Below are 20846 nucleotides of genomic sequence, written 5' to 3'. Positions count from 1 at the left end.
GGGGCGGCTATGGTCGCAAGTTGCTACGTGCCAGAGGCTGCTCTCCTGCCATGAATACCCCGCTCCGGCGTCTCGCTCTCGTCGCCTTCCTTCTCGCCGCCCTGCCGATGGCGGTATCCGCGCGCACGCCGGAAGCCCCGGCCGCCGCATCGGCCAGCGGCTACCGGCTGCCGCCGGCGCCGCTGCAGGCGCTGGTGGATGCGCCGCGGCCGCCGCAGCTGTCGATCAGTCCGCGGCGCGACCTGCTGGCGCTGATCCAGACGCCCGCGCTGCCCGGCATCGATGTGGTGGCGCAGCCGGAGCTGAAGCTGGCCGGCCTGCGCATCAACCCGCGCACCTATGCACAGAGCCGCTTCGCCTTCGGCAGCGACCTGTGGCTGATCGATGTGGCCAGCTGCAAGGAGATCCGTTTCCAGGGACTGCCCGCGTCGCTGTCGATCGCCACTACCAGCTGGTCCCCCGATCAGCGCCATCTCGCCTTCAACCAGGTGGATGCGGCGTCCGGCCGCAACGAGCTGTGGATGGTCGATATCGCCACGCGCCAGGCGCACAAGCTCACTGAGCTGCCGCTCAACACGGTGGCTGGCCGCGGCTACCGCTGGATGCCCGACGGCAAGCGCCTGCTGGTGCAGCTGCGGCCGGAAGGGCAGGGCGCGGTGCCGGCGGCCAATGGCATTCCCGCCGGACCCAACACGCAGGAGACCCGTACGGGCGGCGGCGTGAAGGCGATCCGTACCTACCAGGACCTGCTGCGCAACGAGGACGACGCGCGCGTGTTCGAGCACTACCTGCGCACGCAGGCCGCGCTGCTAGATCTGGATGGCAAGGTGAGCAGGCTCGGCGAGCCTGCGCTCACCCTCGCGCTGGAACCTTCGCCGGATGGCCGGTATCTGCTGCGCCAGCGCATCGAGCGTCCGTTCTCCTATCTGGTGCCGGTGGAGAATTTCCCGCGCCGCATCGAGGTGCTGGATCTGGACGGCAAGCGGGTCAAGGAGATCGCGCAATTACCGCTGATGGAGGGCCTGCCCACCGGCAACGATGCCGTGCCGACTGGCGTGCGCGACATTGACTGGCGTGCCGATGCGCCTGCGACGCTGGTGTGGGCCGAAGCGCAGGACGGCGGCGATCCCGCGCGGCCAGCCGAGGTACGCGACCTGGTGAAGATGCAGGCGGCGCCGTTCGAGCAGGCGCCCGTCACGTTGGCCCGGCTTTCCAGCCGCTACCGCGGCGCCTACTGGGGCAATGGCGAGCTGGCGCTGATCGACGAGTTCTGGTGGAAGACCCGCCAGGTGAAGGAATGGCGCGTGGCGCCGGACCACCCGGAGCAGGCGCCGAAACTAGTGCGCGAAGGTTCCTCGGAAGACCGCTACAAGGACCCGGGCGTGCCGGCGACGCAAGAGGACGAGCGTGGCCAGTCGCGTCTGCTGCTCGCCGTCGACGGACACAGCATTTATCGCCTCGGCAAGGGCGCTTCGCCGGAAGGCGACCGACCGTTCGTCGACCGGGTCGACCTCGACAGCGGCCGCAGCGAGCGGCTGTTCCACTCGCAGGCGCCGTACTACGAGGCGCCGCAGGTGCTGCTGGATGCCGAAGGCGGGCGCGCGTTGACTTCGCGCGAGACGCCGACCGACCCGCCGAACTTCTACGTGCGTGACCTGACGTCCGCCACGTCGCCGCGCGCGCTCACGCATTTCCCGCATCCCACGCCGCAGCTGAAGGACGCGAAGAAAGAGCAGATCCGCTACAAGCGCAAGGACGGCGTGGAACTGACCGCGACGCTGTACCTGCCGCCGCACTACGACCCGAAGAAGGATGGTCCGCGCCCGATGCTGATGTGGGCCTATCCGGCCGAATTCAAATCGGCTGATGCGGCAGGCCAGGTGACCGATTCCCCGTACCGCTTCAATCGCATCAGCTATTGGGGCCCGCAGGCGTTCCTGGCGATGGGCTACACGGTGCTGGAGAATTTCTCCGTGCCGATCGTCGGCGAGGGCAGCAAGGAGCCCAACGACACCTACATCCCGCAGCTGGTGGCCAGTGCCGAGGCGGCGGTGGATGAAGTCGTGCGCCGCGGCGTGGCCGATCGCGAGCGCATCGCGGTGGGCGGCCATTCCTACGGCGCCTTCATGACCGCCAACCTGCTCGCCCACACGCGCCTGTTCAAGGCCGGCATCGCGCGCAGCGGCGCCTACAACCGCACGCTCACGCCGTTCGGTTTCCAGTCCGAGGAGCGCAACTACTGGCAGGCGCAGGACGTCTACAACGCGATGTCGCCGTTCAATTACGCCGACCACATCAAGGATGCGCTGCTGCTGATCCATGGCGAGCAGGACAACAACTCCGGCACCTTCCCGATCCAGAGCGAGCGCCTGTACGCGGCAGTGAAGGGATTGGGCGGCACCGCCCGGCTGGTGATGCTGCCCAACGAGGCGCATGCCTACCGCGCGCGCGAGTCGATCATGCAGATGCTGGCGGAATCGAACGACTGGCTGGAGCGATATCTGAAAGCACCGAAGGCGACGCCCGCCAAGGCAGCGGCACCCTGAGATGAGCAAGACGAAGCGGGGCGCCGGAGCACCCCGCTTCGTTTCAGAAGCAACCGTTGCGAGCTCATGCGGCAGTGCATCATCCATCGGAATCTTCGGGTAGTCTTGGCCGTCCAGACATCCGCAAAACATGGCTCCGATGACCCAGCAGCAGCGCAGTCCTGAGTTCGCCCCGCACGATGCGCCCCTGCGCGAGGATGTCCGCCGGCTCGGCACCCTGGTCGGCAACATGCTGGCCGAGCAGGTCTCGCCGGCCTTTCTGGATGAGGTCGAGCGCGTGCGCACGGCCGCCATCGCGCGCCGCCACGAGGGCGCGTCCCTGGCGCCGCTGGCGGAACTCCTGACCGGGCTCGACACCACACATGCCGAAGCGCTGGCGCGCGCCTTCGCGACCTATTTCCAGGCGGTCAACATCGCCGAGCGGGTGCACCGCATTCGCCGTCGCCGCGATTACCAGCGCGAGAATCGCGCGCCCCAGCCCGATTCGCTGCTCGATGCGCTGGCCGGCCTGAAGGCGCAGGGCGTTGGCGCGGGCGAGCTGCTGGAATGGCTGGCGCGCCTGCGCGTGGAGCCGGTGTTCACTGCCCATCCCACCGAGGCGATGCGCCGTTCGCTGCTGGAGAAGGAACAGGCGATCGTGCGCGCCCTGATCGACAACTTCGATCCCAGCCGCACGCCGCAGGAGCGCAAGGAAGACGAAGACCGCATCTTCATGGCGCTGTCGTCCGCATGGCAGACCGCGGAGGCGTCGCCGGTGCGTCCCAGCGTGCAGGACGAGCATCATCACGTCGGCTTCTACCTGGCCAATCCGATCTACCGCATCGTGCCGGCGCTGTACGAATCGCTGGCCGACGCATTGCAGGAGGTCTATGGCGTCGCCGTGGCCCTGCCGCGCCTGCTGTCCTTCGCCACCTGGGTCGGCGGCGACATGGACGGCAACCCCAACGTGGGTGCCGATACCATCGCCACCAGCCTCGCCACCCAGCGCGCGCACGTGCTGGAGCATTACATCGAGGACATTGCCGGACTGGCGCGCCTGCTCAGCCAGACCGAGGGTCGCGTGGCCACGGACGAACGACTGGAGCAGCGGCTGGCTCAGTACCGCGAGCGCTTTCCCGGGGCGGCCGCGCAGGTGCGCCCGCGCCATGCGGACATGCCGTATCGCAGCTTCCTCACGGTGGTCCAGGCGCGTCTGCAGGCCACTCACGATGACAGTCATCCGGAGGCCTATGCATCGCCGCAGGACCTGCTCGCCGACCTGCAACTGATCGCCGACAGCCTGATCGACCACCGCGGCTTGCACGCAGGTGCCTACGCCGTGCAGCGCGCGATCTGGCGCGTGCGCACGTTCGGCTTCCATATGGCCCGCCTCGACGTACGGCAGGACTCGCGCGTACACGACGATGCCCTGGCCGCGCTGCTCGGCCAGAGCGATTGGCCGGAGCGGGACGCGGCGGCACGCGCGGCGGCGCTGCAGCCTTACGCCAGCGGCGAGCAAGCCTTCGCCGCCTGTGACGATGCCGGTGCGCAATCGCTGCAGGCGGTGTTCGCCACGTTGCGCGACGCACGCAAGCGCTACGGCAGCGACGCCGTGGGCCTGTACATCATCAGCATGGCGCGCTCGGCGGCGGACGTGCTGGCGGTGCTGGCGCTGGCGCGGCACGGGGGCCTAGTGCAGGACGAGGCCTCCTGCGTACCGCTGGACATCGCGCCGCTGTTCGAGACGGTCGACGATCTCGCGAATGCGCCTGCGACGCTGCGCGCGCTGTTCGCCGATCCCGTCTATCGCACGCATCTGGAGGCGCGCGGCGGCCGCCAGTGGGTGATGCTGGGCTATTCGGACAGCGGCAAGGATGGCGGCACGCTGGCGTCGCGCTGGGGGCTTCAGCGCGCGCAGGTGGAGCTGCTGGACGTGGCGAAGGCGGCCGGTGTGCGGCTGTCGTTCTTCCATGGCCGCGGCGGATCGGCCAGCCGCGGCGGCGCGCGCATCGCGCCGGCGCTGATGTCTTCGCCGCGCGGTTCGGTCGCCGGCGTACTGCGCGTGACCGAGCAGGGCGAGGTGATTCACCGCAAATACGGCATTCGCGCGCTGGCGCTGCGCAATCTGGAGCAGACCGTCGGCGCCGTGCTGCGCGCCAGCCTGCGCCCGCGCGAGACAGAGGCGCGCGAAGAGCTGTGGCGCGAACGGATGGGCCGCCTCGCGGCCACCAGCCGCCAGACCTATCGCGCGTTCGTCGATCGCGACGGCTTCATCGACTACTTCCGCAGCGCCACGCCGATCGACGTCATCGAGCGCATGACGCTCGGTTCGCGCCCGTCGCGCCGGCGCAGCATGCGCGGCGTGCAAGACCTGCGTGCGATTCCCTGGGTGTTCGCCTGGACGCAATGCCGCTCGATCATCACCGGCTGGTATGGCCTGGGTACCGCGCTGGAACGGGGCGCGGAAGAGTTCGGCGAGGCAGCGTTGGCGGAGATGGCGCGCGACTGGCCGTTCTTCGCCAACATGCTGGACGACGTGGAGATGGTGCTGGCCAAAAGCGACCTGGACATCGCCGAGGCGTTTTCGCGCCTGGCCGGGGAGCTGCACGAACCGTTCTTCGCGCTGATCCGCGAGGAATTCGAGCGCACCACGCGCTGGTTGCTGCGCCTGAAGGGCAGCGATGAGTTGCTGCGCGATGCGCCGAAGCTGGCGGTGTCGATCCGCCTGCGCAATCCGTATGTCGATCCGATGAGCCTGTTGCAGGTGGACTTGCTGCGGCGCTGGCGCGCCGGCGGCAGCGAGGACGACGCGTTGTTGCGCGCTCTGGTGGCCTGCGTGAACGGGGTGTCGCAGGGTCTGCAGAATACGGGTTGAGGCGCTTGCGCAAAATCTTGCGTAATCGCTAGGCTCGTGACTTTTCAACCACGAACGAATCGACTTTATGCAGCCTTCCCCCCGCCGCCTCGGCCCCTTGCCCCTGTTGATCTTCGGCTCCCGCTGGCTGCAGCTGCCGCTGTACCTGGGCCTGATCGTGGCGCAATGCGTCTACGTGTTCCTGTTCGGCAAGGAGCTGTGGCACCTGATCCACGAAGCGCCGTCGCTGGGCGAGCAGGAGATCATGTTGATCGTGCTGGGCCTGATCGACGTGGTGATGATCTCCAACCTGCTGGTGATGGTGATCGTCGGCGGCTACGAGACCTTCGTGTCGCGCCTGCGCCTGGAAGACCACCCCGACCAGCCCGAGTGGTTGTCACACGTGAACGCCTCGGTGCTGAAGGTCAAGCTGGCCATGGCGATCATCGGCATCTCGTCGATCCATCTGCTGAAGACCTTCATCGCGGCCGGCTCGCTGGGCGGCTTGCCGTTCTGCTCGGCGGAAGTGCTGGCGAGCATTGCCGAGAACGGCCCCGGCAACGTGCTCAAGTGCGCCACGCTCACGCCGGTGGGCGTGATGTGGCAGACCATCATCCACCTGGTGTTCATCGTGTCGGCGATCGGTATCGCGTACACGGACCGTTTGATGCAGAACGGCAAGAAAGACGAGCACCACTGAGGCAAGCGCCTGGCTCCCTCTTCTCCTCCGGGGAGAGGGTGGGGTGAGGGGCTCCTACGGAGCGCGGATGGCCATGGCTCGATGAAGACCGAAAGTCAGATGCCGGCGCTGGCGCCGCTTTCTCCAACACCCGCCCCTCATCTGGCTGCCGCCATCTTCTCCCCGGAGGGGAGAAGAGTCCCACGTTGAAAGGTGTTTATCCTTCCAGTTCGGTCCAGCGCGCGTAAGCGCCATCCAGCTCCGCCTGCGCCTTCGCCAGCGCGTCGTTGTAGCGCTGGATCGCGGCGTTGTCCTGCTGGAAGAACGCAGGATCGTTCATGGCGGCGGAACGCTCGGCGATCTCCGATTCCAGCTGCTCGATGCGCGCCGGCAGCTGTTCCAGCTCGCGCTGGTCCTTGTAGCTGAGCTTGCGTTTCGCCTTCTCGGGCTCCGCCGCGCGTGGCGCCTCGACGGGCTTCGCCGGAGCTGCCGCCGGTTCCGCGACGCGCGTTGACGGCCGCTGCCGCAGCCAGTCGCTGTAGCCGCCGACGTAGTCACCGACCTTGCCATTGCCTTCCAGCACCAGCGTGCTGCTGACCACGTTGTCGAGGAACTCGCGATCGTGCGAGACCAGCAGCAGGGTGCCCTGGTACTCGGTGAGCAGTTCTTCCAGCAGTTCCAGCGTCTCCACGTCGAGATCGTTGGTCGGTTCGTCCATCACCAGCAGGTTGGACGGCTGCGCGAACAGCTTGGCCAGCAGCAGGCGGTTGCGTTCGCCGCCGGACAGCCGGGTGATCGGCGCGCGGGCGCGCTCGGGCGAGAACAGGAAGTCCTGCAGGTAGCCGATGATGTGCTTGCGCTGGCCGTTGAGCTCGATGTATTCGCGGCCTTCGGCGACGTTGTCCAGTGCGTTGAGCGCGTCGTTGAGCTGGCTGCGGTGCTGGTCGAAGTAGGCGATCTGCAGGCCGGTGCCGAGGACCACCTCGCCGCGCTGCGGCTTCAGTTCGCCGAGCAGGATTTTCAGCAGCGTGCTCTTGCCGGCCCCGTTGGGGCCGATGATGCCCACGCGGTCGCCGCGCATGATGACCGTATCGAGATCGTCGATCAGCACACGCCCGCCATAGGCCTGGTGCACGTGGCGCGTCTCGATCACCTTCTTGCCCGAGGCCTGCGCATTGGCCAGCGTGATCTTCGCGTTGCCGCCCAGCTCGCGCCGCTCGGCGCGCTCGCGGCGCAACGCCTTGAGCGCGCGCACGCGGCCTTCGTTGCGGGTGCGCCGGGCCTTGATGCCCTGGCGGATCCACACTTCTTCCTGCGCCAGCTTCTTGTCGAACAGCGCATTGGCCTGCGCTTCGGCGTGCAGGCGCTCCTCGCGGCGGCGCAGATAGTTGTCGTAGTCGCCGGGCCAGCTGGTCAGCTGGCCGCGATCGATCTCGACGATGCGGGTGGCGAGCGCGCGCAGAAAGGAGCGATCGTGGGTGATGAACACGATGCTGCCGGCGAAGGACTTGAGGAAACCCTCCAGCCAGCCGATCGCCTCGATGTCCAGATGGTTGGTCGGCTCGTCCAGCAGCAGCACGTCCGGCTTGCGCACCAGCGCCTGGGCCAGCAGCACGCGGCGCTTCATGCCGCCGGAGAGGGCGGCGAAATCGGTATCGGCCGGCAGCTCCAGCCTTACCAGGACCTCTTCGACGCGGCGGTCCAGATCCCAGCCGTGGCGCGCTTCGATCTGCGACTGCACCTCGCCGAGGGCGTCGAGGTCGTGCTCGGCCAGCAGGTGGTGGTAGCGGGCCAGCAGCTGGCCGAGATCGCCCAGGCCGGCGGCGACCACGTCGAACACGCTGCCGGCGGTGTCCTGCGGCACCTCCTGCGCCATGCGAGCGATGACCGTGCCGGCCTGGACGCGCACTTCGCCGTCGTCCGGTTTCAGGTCGCCGGCGATGAGCTTGAGCAGGGTGGATTTGCCTTCGCCGTTGCGACCGACGATGCACACGCGCTCGTTAGTCTCGATCGACAGATCGACGTGTTCGAGCAGGAGAGGGCCGCCGACGCTGAAGTCGACGCGCTGGAGCTGGATCAGGGACATGTGCGCATTGTAGCCGCTGCGCGGGCCGGCCAAACGAAAACGGGCCGCTTGCGCGGCCCGTTTTACGGTGCGGATGCGTCGATCCGCTTACTTCAGCTTGGCGTCGGCGCGCAGCGCCTCGGCCTTGTCCGTCTTCTCCCAGGAGAAGGCGGTGTAGGTCTTGCCGTCCGGACCCTTCACTTCGTACGGGGTGCGGCCGAAGTGACCGTAACTGGCGGTCTGCTGGTACATCGGGTGGATCAGGTCCAGCATCTTGATGATGCCGTACGGACGCAGGTCGAAATGCTTGCGGATGAGCTTCTCGATCTTCTCGTCGCTGATCTTGCCGGTGCCGAAGGTGGTCACCGAGATCGAGGTCGGCTCGGCCACGCCGATGGCGTAGGAGACCTGCACCTCGCAGCGGTCGGCGATGCCGGCGGCCACGATGTTCTTGGCCACGTAGCGCGCCGCATAGGCGGCCGAGCGGTCCACCTTGGACGGATCCTTGCCCGAGAACGCGCCGCCGCCGTGGCGGGCCCAGCCGCCGTAGGTGTCGACGATGATCTTGCGGCCGGTCAGGCCGCAGTCGCCCACCGGGCCGCCGATCACGAACTTGCCGGTCGGGTTGATGTGGAACTTGGTGCCCTTGTGCAGCAGCTTGGCCGGCAGCACGGGCTTGAGGATGTGCTCGCGCACGGCCTCGACCAGGTCCTTCTGCTTGACGTCCGGATCGTGCTGGGTCGACAGCACCACGGCGTCGATCGCGGTCGCCACGCCGTCTTCGTAGCGCAGGGTGACCTGGCTCTTGGCGTCCGGGCGCAGCCAGGGCAGCGGCGAGTTCTTCTTCTTGCGGACCTTGGCCTGCTGCTCGACCAGGCGGTGCGAGTAGTAGATCGCCGCCGGCATGAAGTCCTTGGTCTCGTTGGTGGCGTAGCCGAACATCAGGCCCTGGTCGCCAGCGCCCTGTTCTTCCGGCTTCTTGCGGTCCACGCCCTGGTTGATGTCGGGGGACTGCTTGCCGATCAGGTTGAGCACGCCGCAGGTCTCGCCGTCGAAGCCGACCTCGGAGGAGTCATAGCCGATGTCCACGATCACCTTGCGGGTGAGCGCTTCCAGGTCGATCCAGGCGCTGGTGGTGATCTCGCCGGCCACGATGGCCACGCCGGTCTTCACCAGGGTCTCGCAGGCCACGCGCGCGCGCGGGTCCTGGGCCAGGATGGCGTCGAGGACGGCATCGGAGATCTGGTCGGCGACCTTGTCCGGATGGCCTTCGGAAACCGATTCGGAGGTGAAGAGGAAGTTGCTCATCGCGGGTTATATCCTTCCTTACGGATAGAGAGATGAAAGAGGGTGCGGCATGATACATGCCCGTCCCCGGTTTTGCAGCTACAGCATGACCCCGGCAGGTGACGATTTCGTGCCGATTCAGCCGTTTGGACGGCCAGGAGGCCGTTACGGGCGTCCTTCCGGCCCGCCTGGCGGAGCCTGAAAGTGGCGAAGAATAGCTCAGACAGGTCCCAGGGCGGCCGCGATGGCGGCGGTCGGCCAGGCCGGTCGTGATCCACGGCCATGCCGAGCCGACGGGTCCCTTGCCCGCCCGAGCGCGAGCCGCGACACATCGATGCGCGCGCAAGCAGGCTCATTCAGACGTCCAAATGCCGTGGGGCGCGGCAGTGCAGGCGAGCGTCTTCGCCGGGCATGCGACCTTCACGATGCCGATCACAGATTCCGCGGCGCCCTGCATTTTTCTGCGCGCCACGCAGGAAAACGCGAAGTCGGGGGCATAGACTCGCCCACCGCGAACAGGGGGAAGCCGGGCCATCAGGCCGCGCATCGCGATCCCCGTTTGGCGATTCGATGTGCGGAGGCGCTTGGGTCCTTGCATGAGACCCGCGCTCGACCTCTAGCCACGGAGTTCGCCATGTCTCTTTCGATGCGTACGCGCGCTTTCCGTTTCGCTCTCTTGCCTGTCGCGCTGGGCTTGTCGCTTGCGTCGCTGCCTGCTCGAGCCGACGGGAGCTGGGTGTCGACCACCACGCCACAGTCGGTGATTCCTCCACCAGGGAACGGCTGCGACTATGCCGGCAGCACATTCTGGGCGTTGAACAGCTCGTTCTACGGCAACGCCTTCTACGGCGGTTCGATTCCCGATTGCGTGGATCCTGGCACGCTGGTGCCGCTCGATCCGGGCACGCCGCTTCATCTGACGATCTCGCTGAAGTTTCGCCATCTGCCGCAGTTGCAGGACTTCCTGCGTGACGTGGTACAGCCCGGCACTGCGGTCTACGGGCAGTACCTGAGCCGTTCGCAATTCCAGGAAACCTACGCGCCCACGCCGGCGCAGGCCTTGGCGGTCGCTGCCTATCTTTTGAAGAACGGCTTCACGCATATCCAGGTGGCGCCGAACCGGTTGCTGATCGCCGCGGACGCTACCGCGGGCCAGGCCAGCAAGGCGTTCAATGTGCCGATGGTGCAATGGACGATGGGAGCTTCGACCGGCTACGGCACGGCGGGTCCCGTCCAGGTGCCTGCCATCCTCGGCGACATCGTGGATGTCGTGCAGGGATTGCCGAATGCGGCGCTTGGAGGAGCCGGCAGTAAATATCACGCTCCCCTGTTGCCGCCGTCGACACCGGTTTCCGGTAATGGCTATAGCCCGGTGGACTACGCCACGATCTACAACGCCGGCAGCGTCGGCCCCGGCACCCGTACCTTGGTGGCGATCATCGCGCAGGGTGACATGAGTCAGACCATCAGCGATCTCAATACTTTCGTCGCAAATCACCAATTGCCTGCCGTGCCCACCACGATCATTCCCACCGACACCGGACCGCTGGGCGAGGGCAGTGCGCATGACGAAAGCCAGACGATCGTCGGTGCCGCCGGCGGACTGGCTGGTCTGAGTTTCTACGCGATGCCCAACCGCGGCAGCGCGCCGACCACGGCCGATCTGACCTGGGCCTACAACCGCGCAGTGGCGGACGACACGGCGAAGATCATCCAGAGCTCCTGGCAGGTGTGGGAGCCCATCGCCTATCTGACCGGCGCACAGCAACAGGACGATGCGATCTTCATGGCGGCGCAGGCGCAGGGGCAGGTGTTCGTCGCACCGATCGGCGAAAAGAGCGACGGTGGCTGGCAGATCACCAACGTGTACCAGATGCCGCCGGAGCCGGCGACGTCACCCTATGTCGTGGCCATCGGTGGTTCGCAGGTGAGTACGAACGCCGGCAAGCAGTGGAGCGGCGAGACACTGTGGTCCGAGTTGTCCACGAACAACGATCCCGGGGTGCTGGCAATGGTTTACTGGTACGCCAATGGCGGTTACAGCCTGCACGAGCCGGTGCCGCCTTGGCAGGTGGCACAGGCGCTCACCGTCAGGCCCACGCCCAATCAGCCCGTCCAGCTGCCGACGAACCAGCGCTATGTGCCGGACCTGGCGTTCGATGCGCACATGGCCATTCCCGGTGACTGGCCGAGCGGCGACACACCTGCCGGTCCGACCAATGGGGCACGCATCATCGTGGGTGGCGTGGAGCACCACTTGTTCAACGGCACCGAGCTGGCGACAGCGGTTTTCACCGGGCTGTTCGCGCGCGTCGAATCGGCACACGGCAATGCGTTGGGCCTGCCGACACCGCAGATGTATGCGAACTTCGCGTTGGATCGCGGACCGCTGCATGATTTCAATGACCCGGCGGAGGGAGCATTCAATTACCTCTGTCCGGTGCCAGGCTGGAACACTTGCTCCGGCTGGGGCAGCCTCGACATCGGCAAGTTCAACGATTACGTGACGAAGTACTGGGGGCAATAGGCATCCCGGGTGCGAGCGCCTCCTCGAAAGAGGCGCTCGCTGCCACCTGTCGAGAGCGTTGCAAGCCAGTTGTCTGGCCTCATGCGATCTGGTCATGACATCGGGGCATAATCGATCGGAGAGTCCAAAGAGCCGACGAGGTGACGACAGTGCGATGGTTCCATAGCGCAGGTGGCCGTGCGACAGGCGTGCTGATGTGGTTGCTGCTGGTGGCGACGACCGCCGTGGCAGCGAAAGAGAGCGGTCCATCGGAGTGGCGCGAGGCGATGGATGCTTTCGCCGCGCAGGACCAGGCTCATCCGCCGCCGCAGCATGGGGTGCTGTTCATCGGCAGCTCCTCGATCAATTACTGGCATTCACTGGCTGAGGATTTCCCCGGCGTACCGGTGATCAACCGCGGCTTCGGTGGTTCCGCTATCGAAGACAGCACTTACTACGCCGATCGCATCGTCACGCCGTATCACCCGCGCCTGATCGTGATGTACGCCGGCGACAACGACGTATACGAGGGGCATTCGGCCGCGCAGGTGGCGGATGACTTCAAGGCTTTCGTGACGCGCGTGCGCAAGGATCTGCCCGAGGTGCCGGTCGTGTACATCTCGATCAAGCCCAGCGTGGCGCGCTGGTCACTGTGGCCAGTGATGAGCGAGGCGAACGGATTGATCCGCGATTGGGCGGCGACGCAGCGTGGCATACGTTTCGTCGATATCGCGCCACTCATGCTCGATGCGCAGGGCAAGCCGCGCGCGGAGCTGTTCCGCGACGATGGCCTGCACATGCTGCCGGCCGGCTATGCGCTGTGGATCAAGGCGCTGAAGCCCGTACTGGCCTCATGCGGTTTTCCGGTAAAGCAGCCCGCGACCGCCGCGCCCTGACGCCGGGCAGGCGCGGATTGCTCAGTACACGCTGGCGCGCGCCTGCACGAAGGCAAAGAAGAACACCGCGTTCGGGTCGTTGCGCACGGCCTGCAGTTCCTTGCGCATGCCGGCAACGGTCGCGTCGTCCACCTTGCCGCCGGCCAGCAGCGGCTCGGCCGCGGACAGCAGCAATTCCTCCCAGAACTCGATCATGTGCTTGCGCCGGCCCGGCTGGCGATTGTCCAGATGGAAGCTTTTCACCTCGGTCTGCACATCGTGATAACCACCGGCCAGCAGCAGGTTGCCGAGCTTCGCGCCTATGAACGGGTCTCCGCCGGAGTCGTACTGGTAGTCGTTGAAGGCCATCCAGTAGCGCAACAGGTGTGGCGAGTAGGGATCGAGAAAGAACGAGGCGTTGAGCACTTCGGTGACGTAGATCGTCGCGCCGGGGCTCAACACGCGGCGCACTTCGCTCAGCACGCGTGCCGGGCTGGGCATGTGCTCGAGCACCCAGCACAGGTAGGCCGCGTCGAAGCTGCGTTCGCCGAAAGGCAAATCGGTGGCGTCGGCTTGCCTGAGCTCGTAGCGCGAGGTGCACCAGGCGGTGGCGCCGAGATTGCGCTCGGCCGCGGCCAGCTGGGCTTCGGAGCGGTCTACGCCAGTCACGTGCAGTTGCGGGAAGCGGCGCAGCAGGATTTCGGTCTGCGCGCCCACACCGCTGCCGACTTCGAGCAGGCGCGTGGCGTCGCTGAAATCCACATGGCTGAACAGGCTGGTTTCGAACATCCGCGCCTGGCGTATCAGGCGTGCCTGCTCGGTGGGTGAGAAGCCATGGATGTAGGGAAAATCGCCGGAAGGATCGGTGGCCATGAGGCGGCCTTCGCATCGGAGCGGGAGGGACAGCTTAGGCCGCGTCCGTGACGCTCTCAATCGGCCGTCGGACGGAGCGTTGCGCGTGTCAGGCGGCGAGTTCCAGGCCGCTGGCCAGCGCCTGGAAGTAATCGCGTGTCAGCCGCAGCTGGTCCTGCGCGCTCTCGGCTCGGTTCACCACCTCGCGGAAGGCGGCGTTCTCCGGGCGATCCTTGGCGTACCACCCCAGGTGCTTGCGCGCGATCCGCACGCCGGACTGCTCGCCGTAGAAGGCGTACAGATGCTCCAGGTGCGCCAGCAGGATCGCGGCCACTTCCGCGGGGCCCGGTTCGGGCAGGCGTTCGCCGGTGGCGAGATAGTGGGCGACTTCGCGGAAGATCCATGGGCGGCCTTGCGCGCCGCGGCCGATCATCACTGCGTCGGCAGCGGTTGCGTCCAGCACGTGCCTGGCGTGCTCGGGCGAGGTGACGTCGCCGTTGGCGAGCACCGGGATACGCACGGCGTGTTTGACCGCGGCGATCGTTTCGTACTCGGCGTGGCCTTCGTACTTGTCGGCGCGGGTGCGGCCGTGCACGGCCAGTGCGGCGATGCCGGCGTCTTCGGCGATGCGCGCGATGGCCAGGGCGTTCTTGTTCTGGCGGTCCCAGCCTGTGCGGATCTTCAATGTCACCGGAATATCCACCGCATCGACCACGGCCTTGACGATGCGCGCCACCAGCGGCTCGTCCTGCAGCAGCGCGGAGCCGGCCCATACGTTGCAGACCTTCTTGGCGGGGCAGCCCATGTTGATGTCGATGATCTGCGCGCCGTGGTCGGCGTTGTAGCGCGCCGCCTCGGCCAGCATGGCCGGGTCGTAGCCGGCAATCTGCACGCTCACCGGTTCGGGTTCGCCGGCATGGTCCATGCGGCGCAGCGACTTGCGCGTCTGCCACAGCCGAGGATCGGCGGTGGTCATCTCGGACACGGCCAGGCCCGCGCCCAGCCGTTTGCACAGCAGGCGGAAGGGCTTGTCGGTGACCCCCGCCATGGGCGCGAGCACCACGGGCGGGTCGATGCGATAGGGGCCGATCTGCATCCGGCCATTTTAGCCGGGAGCAAGGGGCCGGGTCAGAAATCCACGGATGCCTGCACGAAGAAGGTACGCGGCTGGCCTACGTACAGGCCGTTGTTGTTGTCGGTGGAGCGCGTGAAATAGCGGCGGTCGAACAGGTTCTTCACGCCCACGCCGAGCTTCAGGTAGGACAGCGCCGGGCCGAAGCGGTACTCGCCGCGGAGGTTCCAGGTGGTCCAGCCGGGAATGTCGCCATAGTCGCCCGCCGGGGTGCCGATGGTTATGTAGTCGGACGGCTTGGCCGGATCGAAGCTGGGCGAGCCGGGGGAGTGCTGGCGCGACTGGGAGAACGCATCGAGATTGAGGGTCCACGGCCCGCGCTCGTAGCGCACGCCCAGGTTGGCGGTGCGGCGCGAATAGAACGGCAGGTCGCGGCCGGCGAAGGAGCCGTAGTTCGCGGTGGCCTTGGTGTAGGTGAACGTCCCCCACAGGGTCAGGCCGCGCAGGCCGGGTTCGAGGGTGCCGACATCCAGGTGGCCGGCGGTTTCCAGCCCCTTGTGGGTGGTCGCGCCGAGGTTGGTCCAGCCGTCATGCGAATCGGCCGCGCCTGGAATCTTGCCGACCAGCTGCAGCTCATGGTCGAAGTTGATGCGGAACACGGTGGCCTCGGCACCCCAGGCGCCGTTGTCGTAGCGCGTGCCGGCCTCGTAGGTGCGCGCGGTTTCCGGCGCGAGGCCGGTGGCGAACTGGCTGTCCGCGTTCTTCTGGCCGATCTGGAAATACTGCAGGCTGCCGAACGAAGTCTCGGCGTTCGCGTAGAGCTTCCAGCGCTCGGACAGGTGATAGATCAGATTGAGCGAGGGCAATGGCTTGGAGTACTTCTCGCGCCGGTAGGTCGGGCCTTTCACGATGACCGTCGCGTCCGGCAGCGCGCGCCACCAGGTGTCGATGCGCTCATAGCGCAGGCCCGGCGTGACGGTCCACGAACCGATGTTGATGGTGTCGTCCAGATACAGCGCATGCGCCTCGGTGCCGCCGACGTTGTTGCCGGAGCGCACGTAGGGGCCGTCATAGGGGCTGCTGTCGAAGGGCGTGTAGTACAGCGGCGAGTCGTACTTGTTGTTGCGCAGGGTGCGCTCGTGCATCGCCTCGTTGAGATAGCGATAGCCCACGCCGATCTCGTGCGTCCAGCCGCCCAGGTCGAACAGCTGCGCGTAGCGCGGTTCGATCGCGAAGGTGTGGTAATTGCGCGGGTAGGCGTTGAGCTGGTGCGTGTAGAGGCCGGTTTTTGCGTTTTGCGTGATCGTCTCGATGTGGCTGCCGCGGAAGCTGTCGGTGTAGTAGGTCTGCACTTCGAAGCTGCGGGTATCGTCGACGTGGCTGTACTTGAGCACGGCGTCCTTGCGCAGGCCGCGGAAGTCGTCGAACGGGCGGCGCGACTGGAACGGATCGGCATCGTAGTCGGCCTGGCTGAGGCCACCGGGCATGCCGGCCTGTCCGCGGTAGTAATGCAGGCTGCCGCTGAGCGTGTCGGTATCGCTGAAGCGATAGCGCGCCTTCAGCATCACGTCGTCGATATTCGTGTGGTTCTGGCGCTCGCGATAGCCCGGACCTTTGGTGCCGGAATACAGCAGCGCCACGCCGAGCCCCTGCGCGGTGGTGCCGCCGACGAAGGCGTTGCTCTGCGTCTGGATGCCGCCGTGGGCGCCGCCCTGCAGCAGCACGCCGGCGCTGCCGCCGAAGTTCTCCGGAATCTCGCGAGTGACGAAGTTGATGATGCCGCCCACGTTCTGCGGCCCGTAGCGTACCGAGCCGCCGCCGCGCACCACATCCACCGCCTCCAGGTTGCCGACCGCCATCGGCATCATCGAAACCTGCGGCTGGCCATAGGGCGCCACCGCGACCGGGATGCCGTCCAGCAGGATGGTCGAGCGCGGCGACAGGCGCGCGGTCAGGCCGCGCACGCCGACGTTCAGCGAGACGTCGCTGCCGCCGGTGCCATTGCTCTCCTGGATCTGCACACCAGGAATGCGGCGCAGGATGTCGCGCACCTGGGTGGGGGCGGTTTCGACGATCTGTTCGCGGCGGATCGTCGTGCGCGCGCCCGGATGGTTCTGCACGTCGCGTGCGGCGGCGTCGCCCAGCCAGTCGCCAGTGACGCGCACGGCCTCCAGGTCCTTGGCGCGCTTATCGTCGGCGGTGTCGTCGGCGGGGAAGGCGTGGACGGCGGAGGCGCTGGCCAGGAGGGCCAGAGCAATAGCACGGGGGAGTGGGCGCATGAGGTGGGGCGGTGGTCAAAAACGGCATGTTAAATGAGAATAATTCTCACCACAAATACTTGCGCCCTCTCGCAGGCTGGGGTGAGCCGCAGGCGAGCCCCAGCGCGGCGATCACCTAGCAAGGGCTGCCGGGGTTCGCCTGCGGCTCACCTCAGCCGACGGATCTGCCCAAAGAAAAAGGCCGCGCGGTCGCCCGCGCGGCCCGATCCAGTGCTTGCCGCTGCCTCAGTGGGCGGCGCGCGAGGCCGCCGCGCTCATCGCCGTGCGGTCATGCTTGTGCTTGAACAGGAACACGAACAGCACCGCCACCACCAGCGAATACAGCGAGAAGGCGCTCCAGATGCCGTGCCAGTTCTTGCTGCCGTCGACGCGGGTGAAGAAGGCATCGATCATCCAGCCGCTGACCGAGCTGCCGAGCACAGCACCGATGCCGTTGGTCATCAGCATGAACAGCCCTTGCGCGCTGGCGCGGATGGACGGATCGGCCTGGCCTTCCACGAACAGCGAGCCGGAGATGTTGAAGAAATCGAAGGCCATGCCGTACACGATGCACGACAGCACGATCATCCACAGGCCCGCGCCCGGGTCGCCGTAGGCGAACAGGCCGAAGCGCAGCGTCCAGGCCAGCATGCTGATCAGCATCACTGTCTTGATGCCGAAGCGCTTCAGGAAAAACGGGATGGCCAGGATGAACAGCGTTTCGGAGATCTGCGAGATCGACATGATGATGGCCGGATAACGCACGGCCATCAGGTTCTTGTATTCGTCCATCGCGGCGAAGTCGTGCAGGAACGTATCGCCATAGGCATTGGTCAGCTGCAGCGCCGCGCCCAGCAGCATCGCGAAGATGAAGAAGATCGCCATCTGCGGATTGCGGAACAGCGCGAACGAGGTCAGGCCCAGCGTGTCCAGCAGCGACTGGTGCTCCTTGCGCTCGAAGCGCGGCGGGCACTTGGGCAGGGTGAAGGCGTACAGGCCCAGCAGCAGCGCGGCGGCGCCAGCGACGTGGAACTGCCCTTCGGTGGTCTCCAGATGCAGCAGGCTCACCGTCCACAACGCGGCGATGAAGCCCACCGTGCCCCACACGCGGATCGGCGGGAACACCGTGACGATGTCCTCGCCGCCACTCTTGAGCGCGTTGTAGGCCACCGCGATCGAGAGCGAAATGGTGGGCATGTAGAACATCATGTTGAGCAGCATCACCCAGAACATCAGGCCGGGCGAATTGATGGTCGGCACGATGAACAGCATGATCGCGCCGCCGATGTGCATCAGGCCGTAGAGCTTCTCCGCATTGATCCACTTGTCGGCGATCACGCCGGCGATGGAGGGCATGAACAGCGAGGCGATGCCCATGGTGGAGAAGATCGCGCCGAACTGCGTGCCCGGCCAATGCTTGTTCTGGAACCAGTACGCCCCGATGGTCAGCAGCCACGCCCCCCAGACGAAGAACTGCAGGAAGTACATGATGACGAGGCGGAGTTTGATGCTCATCGGTCTTTCTTGGCCCTGTAATTCGTTGATGTCCCGGAGCGATCCATCAGGCGCACGGCCGGCGGGGCAGCCAGCGCCGCTGGCGCTGCCCTTCCGGCGAGCTCGGTGATCCCCCGCGGGTGGTCTCGGGACTGCTTGCAGACCCGGCCAAACGTCTGTCAGCGTAGAGGAATCGGCGCGGCTGGGACAAGTTGCGCAGCCGCAAATCCCCGTGCCTTGCCCTTGATCGGGAGCGTTTCATGAGCCTGTTTCTCACCATCGCCGCGATTCACTTGATCGCCCTGGCCAGCCCTGGCCCCGATTTCTTCTTTGTTTCGCAGACCGCGGTGAGCCGCACGCGCCGGCAGGCGCTGTTCGGCGTCATCGGCATCACGCTGGGCGTGGTGGTGTGGTCGGCGCTGGCCCTGCTGGGCCTGCAGATCTTGCTGCACAAGCTGGCCTGGCTGTCGCGCCTGATCGCGGTCGCCGGCGGCCTCTACCTGGCCTGGATGGGCGTGAAGATGTTGCGCGGGGCGTGGAAGGCGCCGGCGGGCGGCGCGGCGCAGACGGTGGTGGTCGAGCGCAGCGACTTTGCCACCCTGCGCAGCGGCCTGCTCACCAATCTCGCCAATCCGAAGGCGGTGGTCTACTTCGGCTCGGTGTTCTCGGCCTTTGTGGGCGACCGCGTGGGCGCGGGCGCGCGCTGGGGGCTGTGGGGCATGATCATCGCCGAGACCTTCCTGTGGTTCGCGCTGGTGGCTGCGTTCTTCGCGCTGCCGGCGATGCGCCGCGGCTACCTGCGGCTGGCGCGCTGGATCGACGGTTTCGCCGGCGCGGTGTTCGTGCTGTTCGGGCTGCATCTGATCCTGCGCGGGGCAGGCAACCGGTCGGCCTGACAGGGCTGCCCGTAGGTTGGGGTGAGCGCCCAACGCGAAACGCTGACCGATATCGCGACGTTGGGGTTCGCTGCCTCCCCGACCCGCCTTTTCAAGGCAGCAGCTTGCCGGGATTGAGGATGCCGTCCGGATCGAAGGCCGTCTTCACGCCGCGCATCAGTGCCAGCGTTTCCGGCTGCAGCGCCAGCGGCATGAATTCGCGTTTGACCAGCCCGATGCCGTGCTCGCCCGAGAGCGTGCCTTCGAGGCGGATGACCAGCGCGAAGACCTCGGCCAGGCAGGCGTGGGCGCGTTCGCGCTCGGCTTCGTCGCGGGGAAGCAGGTTCACGTGCAGGTTGCCGTTGCCGGCATGGCCGAAGCTGACGATCAGCACGTCGTGCTTGGCCGCCAGTTGCTTGATGCCGTCGACCAGCTCGGGCAGGCGGCTGACCGGCACCACTACGTCCTCATTGATCTTGTTCGGCGAGATGGTGCGCTGAGCGGGTGACAGCGCCTTGCGCGCGGACCACAAGGCCTGGGTTTCCTCGGCGGTCTGAGCGACCTGCAGGCTTTCCAGGCCCTCGCCCTGCGCCGCGCGGGAGACGGCTTCCACCGCGCCAGGCAGCGTGTCCGGTTCGCCGTCCACTTCGATCATCAGCATGGCGCCGGCCACCGGCACGCCGTCGCCGCCGTAGTCGCGCGCGAGCTTCAGCGCGACGTCGTCGATGAACTCCAGCGCGCAGGGCGTGACCGGCTGAGCCATGATGCGCGCTACTGCGCGCGCCGCGGCGCTCACGTCGCGATAGGTGGCACGCAGCGTACGCAGGCCGCTGGGTTTGGGGGTGAGCTTGAGCGTGGCTTCGGTGATCAGCGCCAGCGTGCCTTCGGAGCCGATCAGCAGACGGGTGAGGTCATAGCCGGTCGAGCCCTTGCTGGTGTAGGTGCCGCAGCGAAAGCCTTCGCCGGTGCCGGCCACCGCGCGCAGGCCGAGCGTGTTCTCGCGCGGGCTGCCGTATTTCACCGTGCGCGGCCCCGCCGAATTGCAGGCGAGGTTGCCGCCGATGCTGCACCACGGCGAGGAGGTGGGATCCGGCGGCCAGAAGAAGCCGTGCGGTTTCAGGGCATGCTGCAGGTCGCCATTGAGCACCCCCGGCTCGACCACGGCCAAGCGATTGTCCGGATCGATGCGCAGGATGCGGTTCATCCGCTCGAAGCTCGCGACCACACCGCCGGCTACCGGCACGGTGGCTCCCGTGGTGTTGGTGCCGCGCCCGCGGGCCACGAGCGCGACACGATGCTCCCGGCAGGCTTTGACCAGCGCCTCCACCTGTTCGTGCGCGGTGGGAAAGACCACCGCGTCGGGCAGCGCGTTGCGACGGGAGTTGTCGTAGGCATAGGCGAGGCGCTCGGCCTCGCCCAGCGCCAGGGCGTCGCCGGGGAAGATGGCGCGCAGGAGATCGGGCAGGGCGGCGGGCAGCGTCATGCGCCAAGTCTAGCGCCAGGC

The 20846-nt window shown here is 66.8% G+C and carries 13 protein-coding genes; 6 read left to right on the top strand and 7 right to left on the bottom strand.

Going from position 1 to position 20846, the window contains the following annotated elements; translation table 11 throughout:
• The first annotated feature begins 50 nt into the window (after nt 1-50).
• The 3 genes from ACNR9O_RS17290 to ACNR9O_RS17280 all read left to right on the top strand — a co-directional run bounded on the left by ACNR9O_RS17290 (nt 51) and on the right by ACNR9O_RS17280 (nt 6079).
• The gene (locus tag ACNR9O_RS17290) at nt 51-2546 is read left to right on the top strand and encodes a S9 family peptidase (RefSeq protein WP_473686562.1); all 2496 of its coding nucleotides are present in this window, start codon (nt 51-53) and stop codon (nt 2544-2546) included.
• 139 nt (nt 2547-2685) lie between these two features.
• Complete coding sequence (gene ppc, locus ACNR9O_RS17285; protein ID WP_473686564.1) at nt 2686-5400, top strand: phosphoenolpyruvate carboxylase; 2715 nt, start codon at nt 2686-2688, stop codon at nt 5398-5400.
• 67 nt (nt 5401-5467) lie between these two features.
• Entirely contained in the window at nt 5468-6079 is a 612-nt protein-coding gene (locus tag ACNR9O_RS17280; RefSeq protein WP_473686566.1) for a TIGR00645 family protein, read from the top strand.
• 196 nt (nt 6080-6275) lie between these two features.
• Here ACNR9O_RS17280 and ACNR9O_RS17275 read toward each other — a convergent pair whose 3' ends face one another.
• Both ACNR9O_RS17275 and metK read right to left on the bottom strand, forming a co-directional pair.
• Entirely contained in the window at nt 6276-8144 is a 1869-nt protein-coding gene (locus ACNR9O_RS17275; protein WP_473686568.1) for an ATP-binding cassette domain-containing protein, read from the bottom strand.
• Between the two features lie 87 nt (nt 8145-8231).
• A complete protein-coding gene (gene metK / locus ACNR9O_RS17270) occupies nt 8232-9431 on the bottom strand; it encodes a methionine adenosyltransferase (protein ID WP_473686570.1) in 1200 nt (399 codons plus the stop codon).
• Between the two features lie 613 nt (nt 9432-10044).
• Here metK and ACNR9O_RS17265 point away from each other — a divergent pair.
• Nucleotides 10045-11937, top strand: coding sequence for a S53 family peptidase (locus ACNR9O_RS17265; RefSeq protein WP_473686572.1), 1893 nt, complete (start codon nt 10045-10047; stop codon nt 11935-11937).
• A 140-nt stretch (nt 11938-12077) separates the two neighbouring features.
• Nucleotides 12078-12812: an SGNH/GDSL hydrolase family protein gene (locus ACNR9O_RS17260; RefSeq protein WP_473686574.1), complete on the top strand. Its 735-nt coding sequence runs from the start codon at nt 12078-12080 to the stop codon at nt 12810-12812.
• 21 nt (nt 12813-12833) lie between these two features.
• Here the strand turns inward: ACNR9O_RS17260 and ACNR9O_RS17255 are convergent, their stop codons facing one another.
• The 4 genes from ACNR9O_RS17255 to ACNR9O_RS17240 form a co-directional block, all read right to left on the bottom strand.
• Nucleotides 12834-13664, bottom strand: a complete 831-nt coding sequence (locus ACNR9O_RS17255) for a class I SAM-dependent methyltransferase (protein WP_473686576.1) — start codon at nt 13662-13664, stop codon at nt 12834-12836.
• 88 nt (nt 13665-13752) lie between these two features.
• Complete coding sequence (dusB, locus tag ACNR9O_RS17250) at nt 13753-14739, bottom strand: tRNA dihydrouridine synthase DusB (RefSeq protein WP_473686578.1); 987 nt, start codon at nt 14737-14739, stop codon at nt 13753-13755.
• Between the two features lie 32 nt (nt 14740-14771).
• A complete protein-coding gene (locus ACNR9O_RS17245) occupies nt 14772-16994 on the bottom strand; it encodes a TonB-dependent receptor family protein (RefSeq protein WP_473686580.1) in 2223 nt (740 codons plus the stop codon).
• A gap of 225 nt (nt 16995-17219) precedes the next feature.
• Nucleotides 17220-18488 (bottom strand): nucleoside permease, encoded by a 1269-nt coding sequence (locus ACNR9O_RS17240; protein WP_473686582.1) that lies wholly within the window; start codon nt 18486-18488, stop codon nt 17220-17222.
• Nucleotides 18489-18727: 239 nt separating this feature from the next.
• Here ACNR9O_RS17240 and rhtC point away from each other — a divergent pair, with 239 nt between their 5' ends.
• Nucleotides 18728-19363, top strand: coding sequence for a threonine export protein RhtC (rhtC, locus tag ACNR9O_RS17235; RefSeq protein WP_473686584.1), 636 nt, complete (start codon nt 18728-18730; stop codon nt 19361-19363).
• A 91-nt stretch (nt 19364-19454) separates the two neighbouring features.
• On the opposite strand, the gene ACNR9O_RS17230 is transcribed toward rhtC, so the two are convergent.
• Nucleotides 19455-20825 carry an FAD-binding oxidoreductase gene (locus ACNR9O_RS17230; protein WP_473686586.1) on the bottom strand — a complete coding sequence of 457 codons (1371 nt, stop codon included), beginning with the start codon at nt 20823-20825 and terminating at the stop codon, nt 19455-19457.
• Between the last annotated feature and the right edge of the window lie 21 nt (nt 20826-20846).

Source organism: Dyella sp. CR10 (genome assembly GCF_055814425.1).
This window is presented reverse-complemented; position numbering and strand designations above follow the sequence as displayed.

Bases quoted from the DNA above. Each gene is read 5' to 3' on its own strand.
- ACNR9O_RS17290 (WP_473686562.1), top strand. From the start codon at position 51: ATGAATACCCCGCTCCGGCGTCTCGCTCTCGTCGCCTTCCTTCTCGCC.
- ppc (WP_473686564.1), top strand. From the start codon at position 2,686: ATGACCCAGCAGCAGCGCAGTCCTGAGTTCGCCCCGCACGATGCGCCC.
- ACNR9O_RS17280 (WP_473686566.1), top strand. From the start codon at position 5,468: ATGCAGCCTTCCCCCCGCCGCCTCGGCCCCTTGCCCCTGTTGATCTTC.
- ACNR9O_RS17275 (WP_473686568.1), bottom strand. From the start codon at position 8,144: ATGTCCCTGATCCAGCTCCAGCGCGTCGACTTCAGCGTCGGCGGCCCT.
- metK (WP_473686570.1), bottom strand. From the start codon at position 9,431: ATGAGCAACTTCCTCTTCACCTCCGAATCGGTTTCCGAAGGCCATCCG.
- ACNR9O_RS17265 (WP_473686572.1), top strand. From the start codon at position 10,045: ATGTCTCTTTCGATGCGTACGCGCGCTTTCCGTTTCGCTCTCTTGCCT.
- ACNR9O_RS17255 (WP_473686576.1), bottom strand. From the start codon at position 13,664: ATGGCCACCGATCCTTCCGGCGATTTTCCCTACATCCATGGCTTCTCA.
- dusB (WP_473686578.1), bottom strand. From the start codon at position 14,739: ATGCAGATCGGCCCCTATCGCATCGACCCGCCCGTGGTGCTCGCGCCC.
- ACNR9O_RS17245 (WP_473686580.1), bottom strand. From the start codon at position 16,994: ATGCGCCCACTCCCCCGTGCTATTGCTCTGGCCCTCCTGGCCAGCGCC.
- ACNR9O_RS17240 (WP_473686582.1), bottom strand. From the start codon at position 18,488: ATGAGCATCAAACTCCGCCTCGTCATCATGTACTTCCTGCAGTTCTTC.
- rhtC (WP_473686584.1), top strand. From the start codon at position 18,728: ATGAGCCTGTTTCTCACCATCGCCGCGATTCACTTGATCGCCCTGGCC.
- ACNR9O_RS17230 (WP_473686586.1), bottom strand. From the start codon at position 20,825: ATGACGCTGCCCGCCGCCCTGCCCGATCTCCTGCGCGCCATCTTCCCC.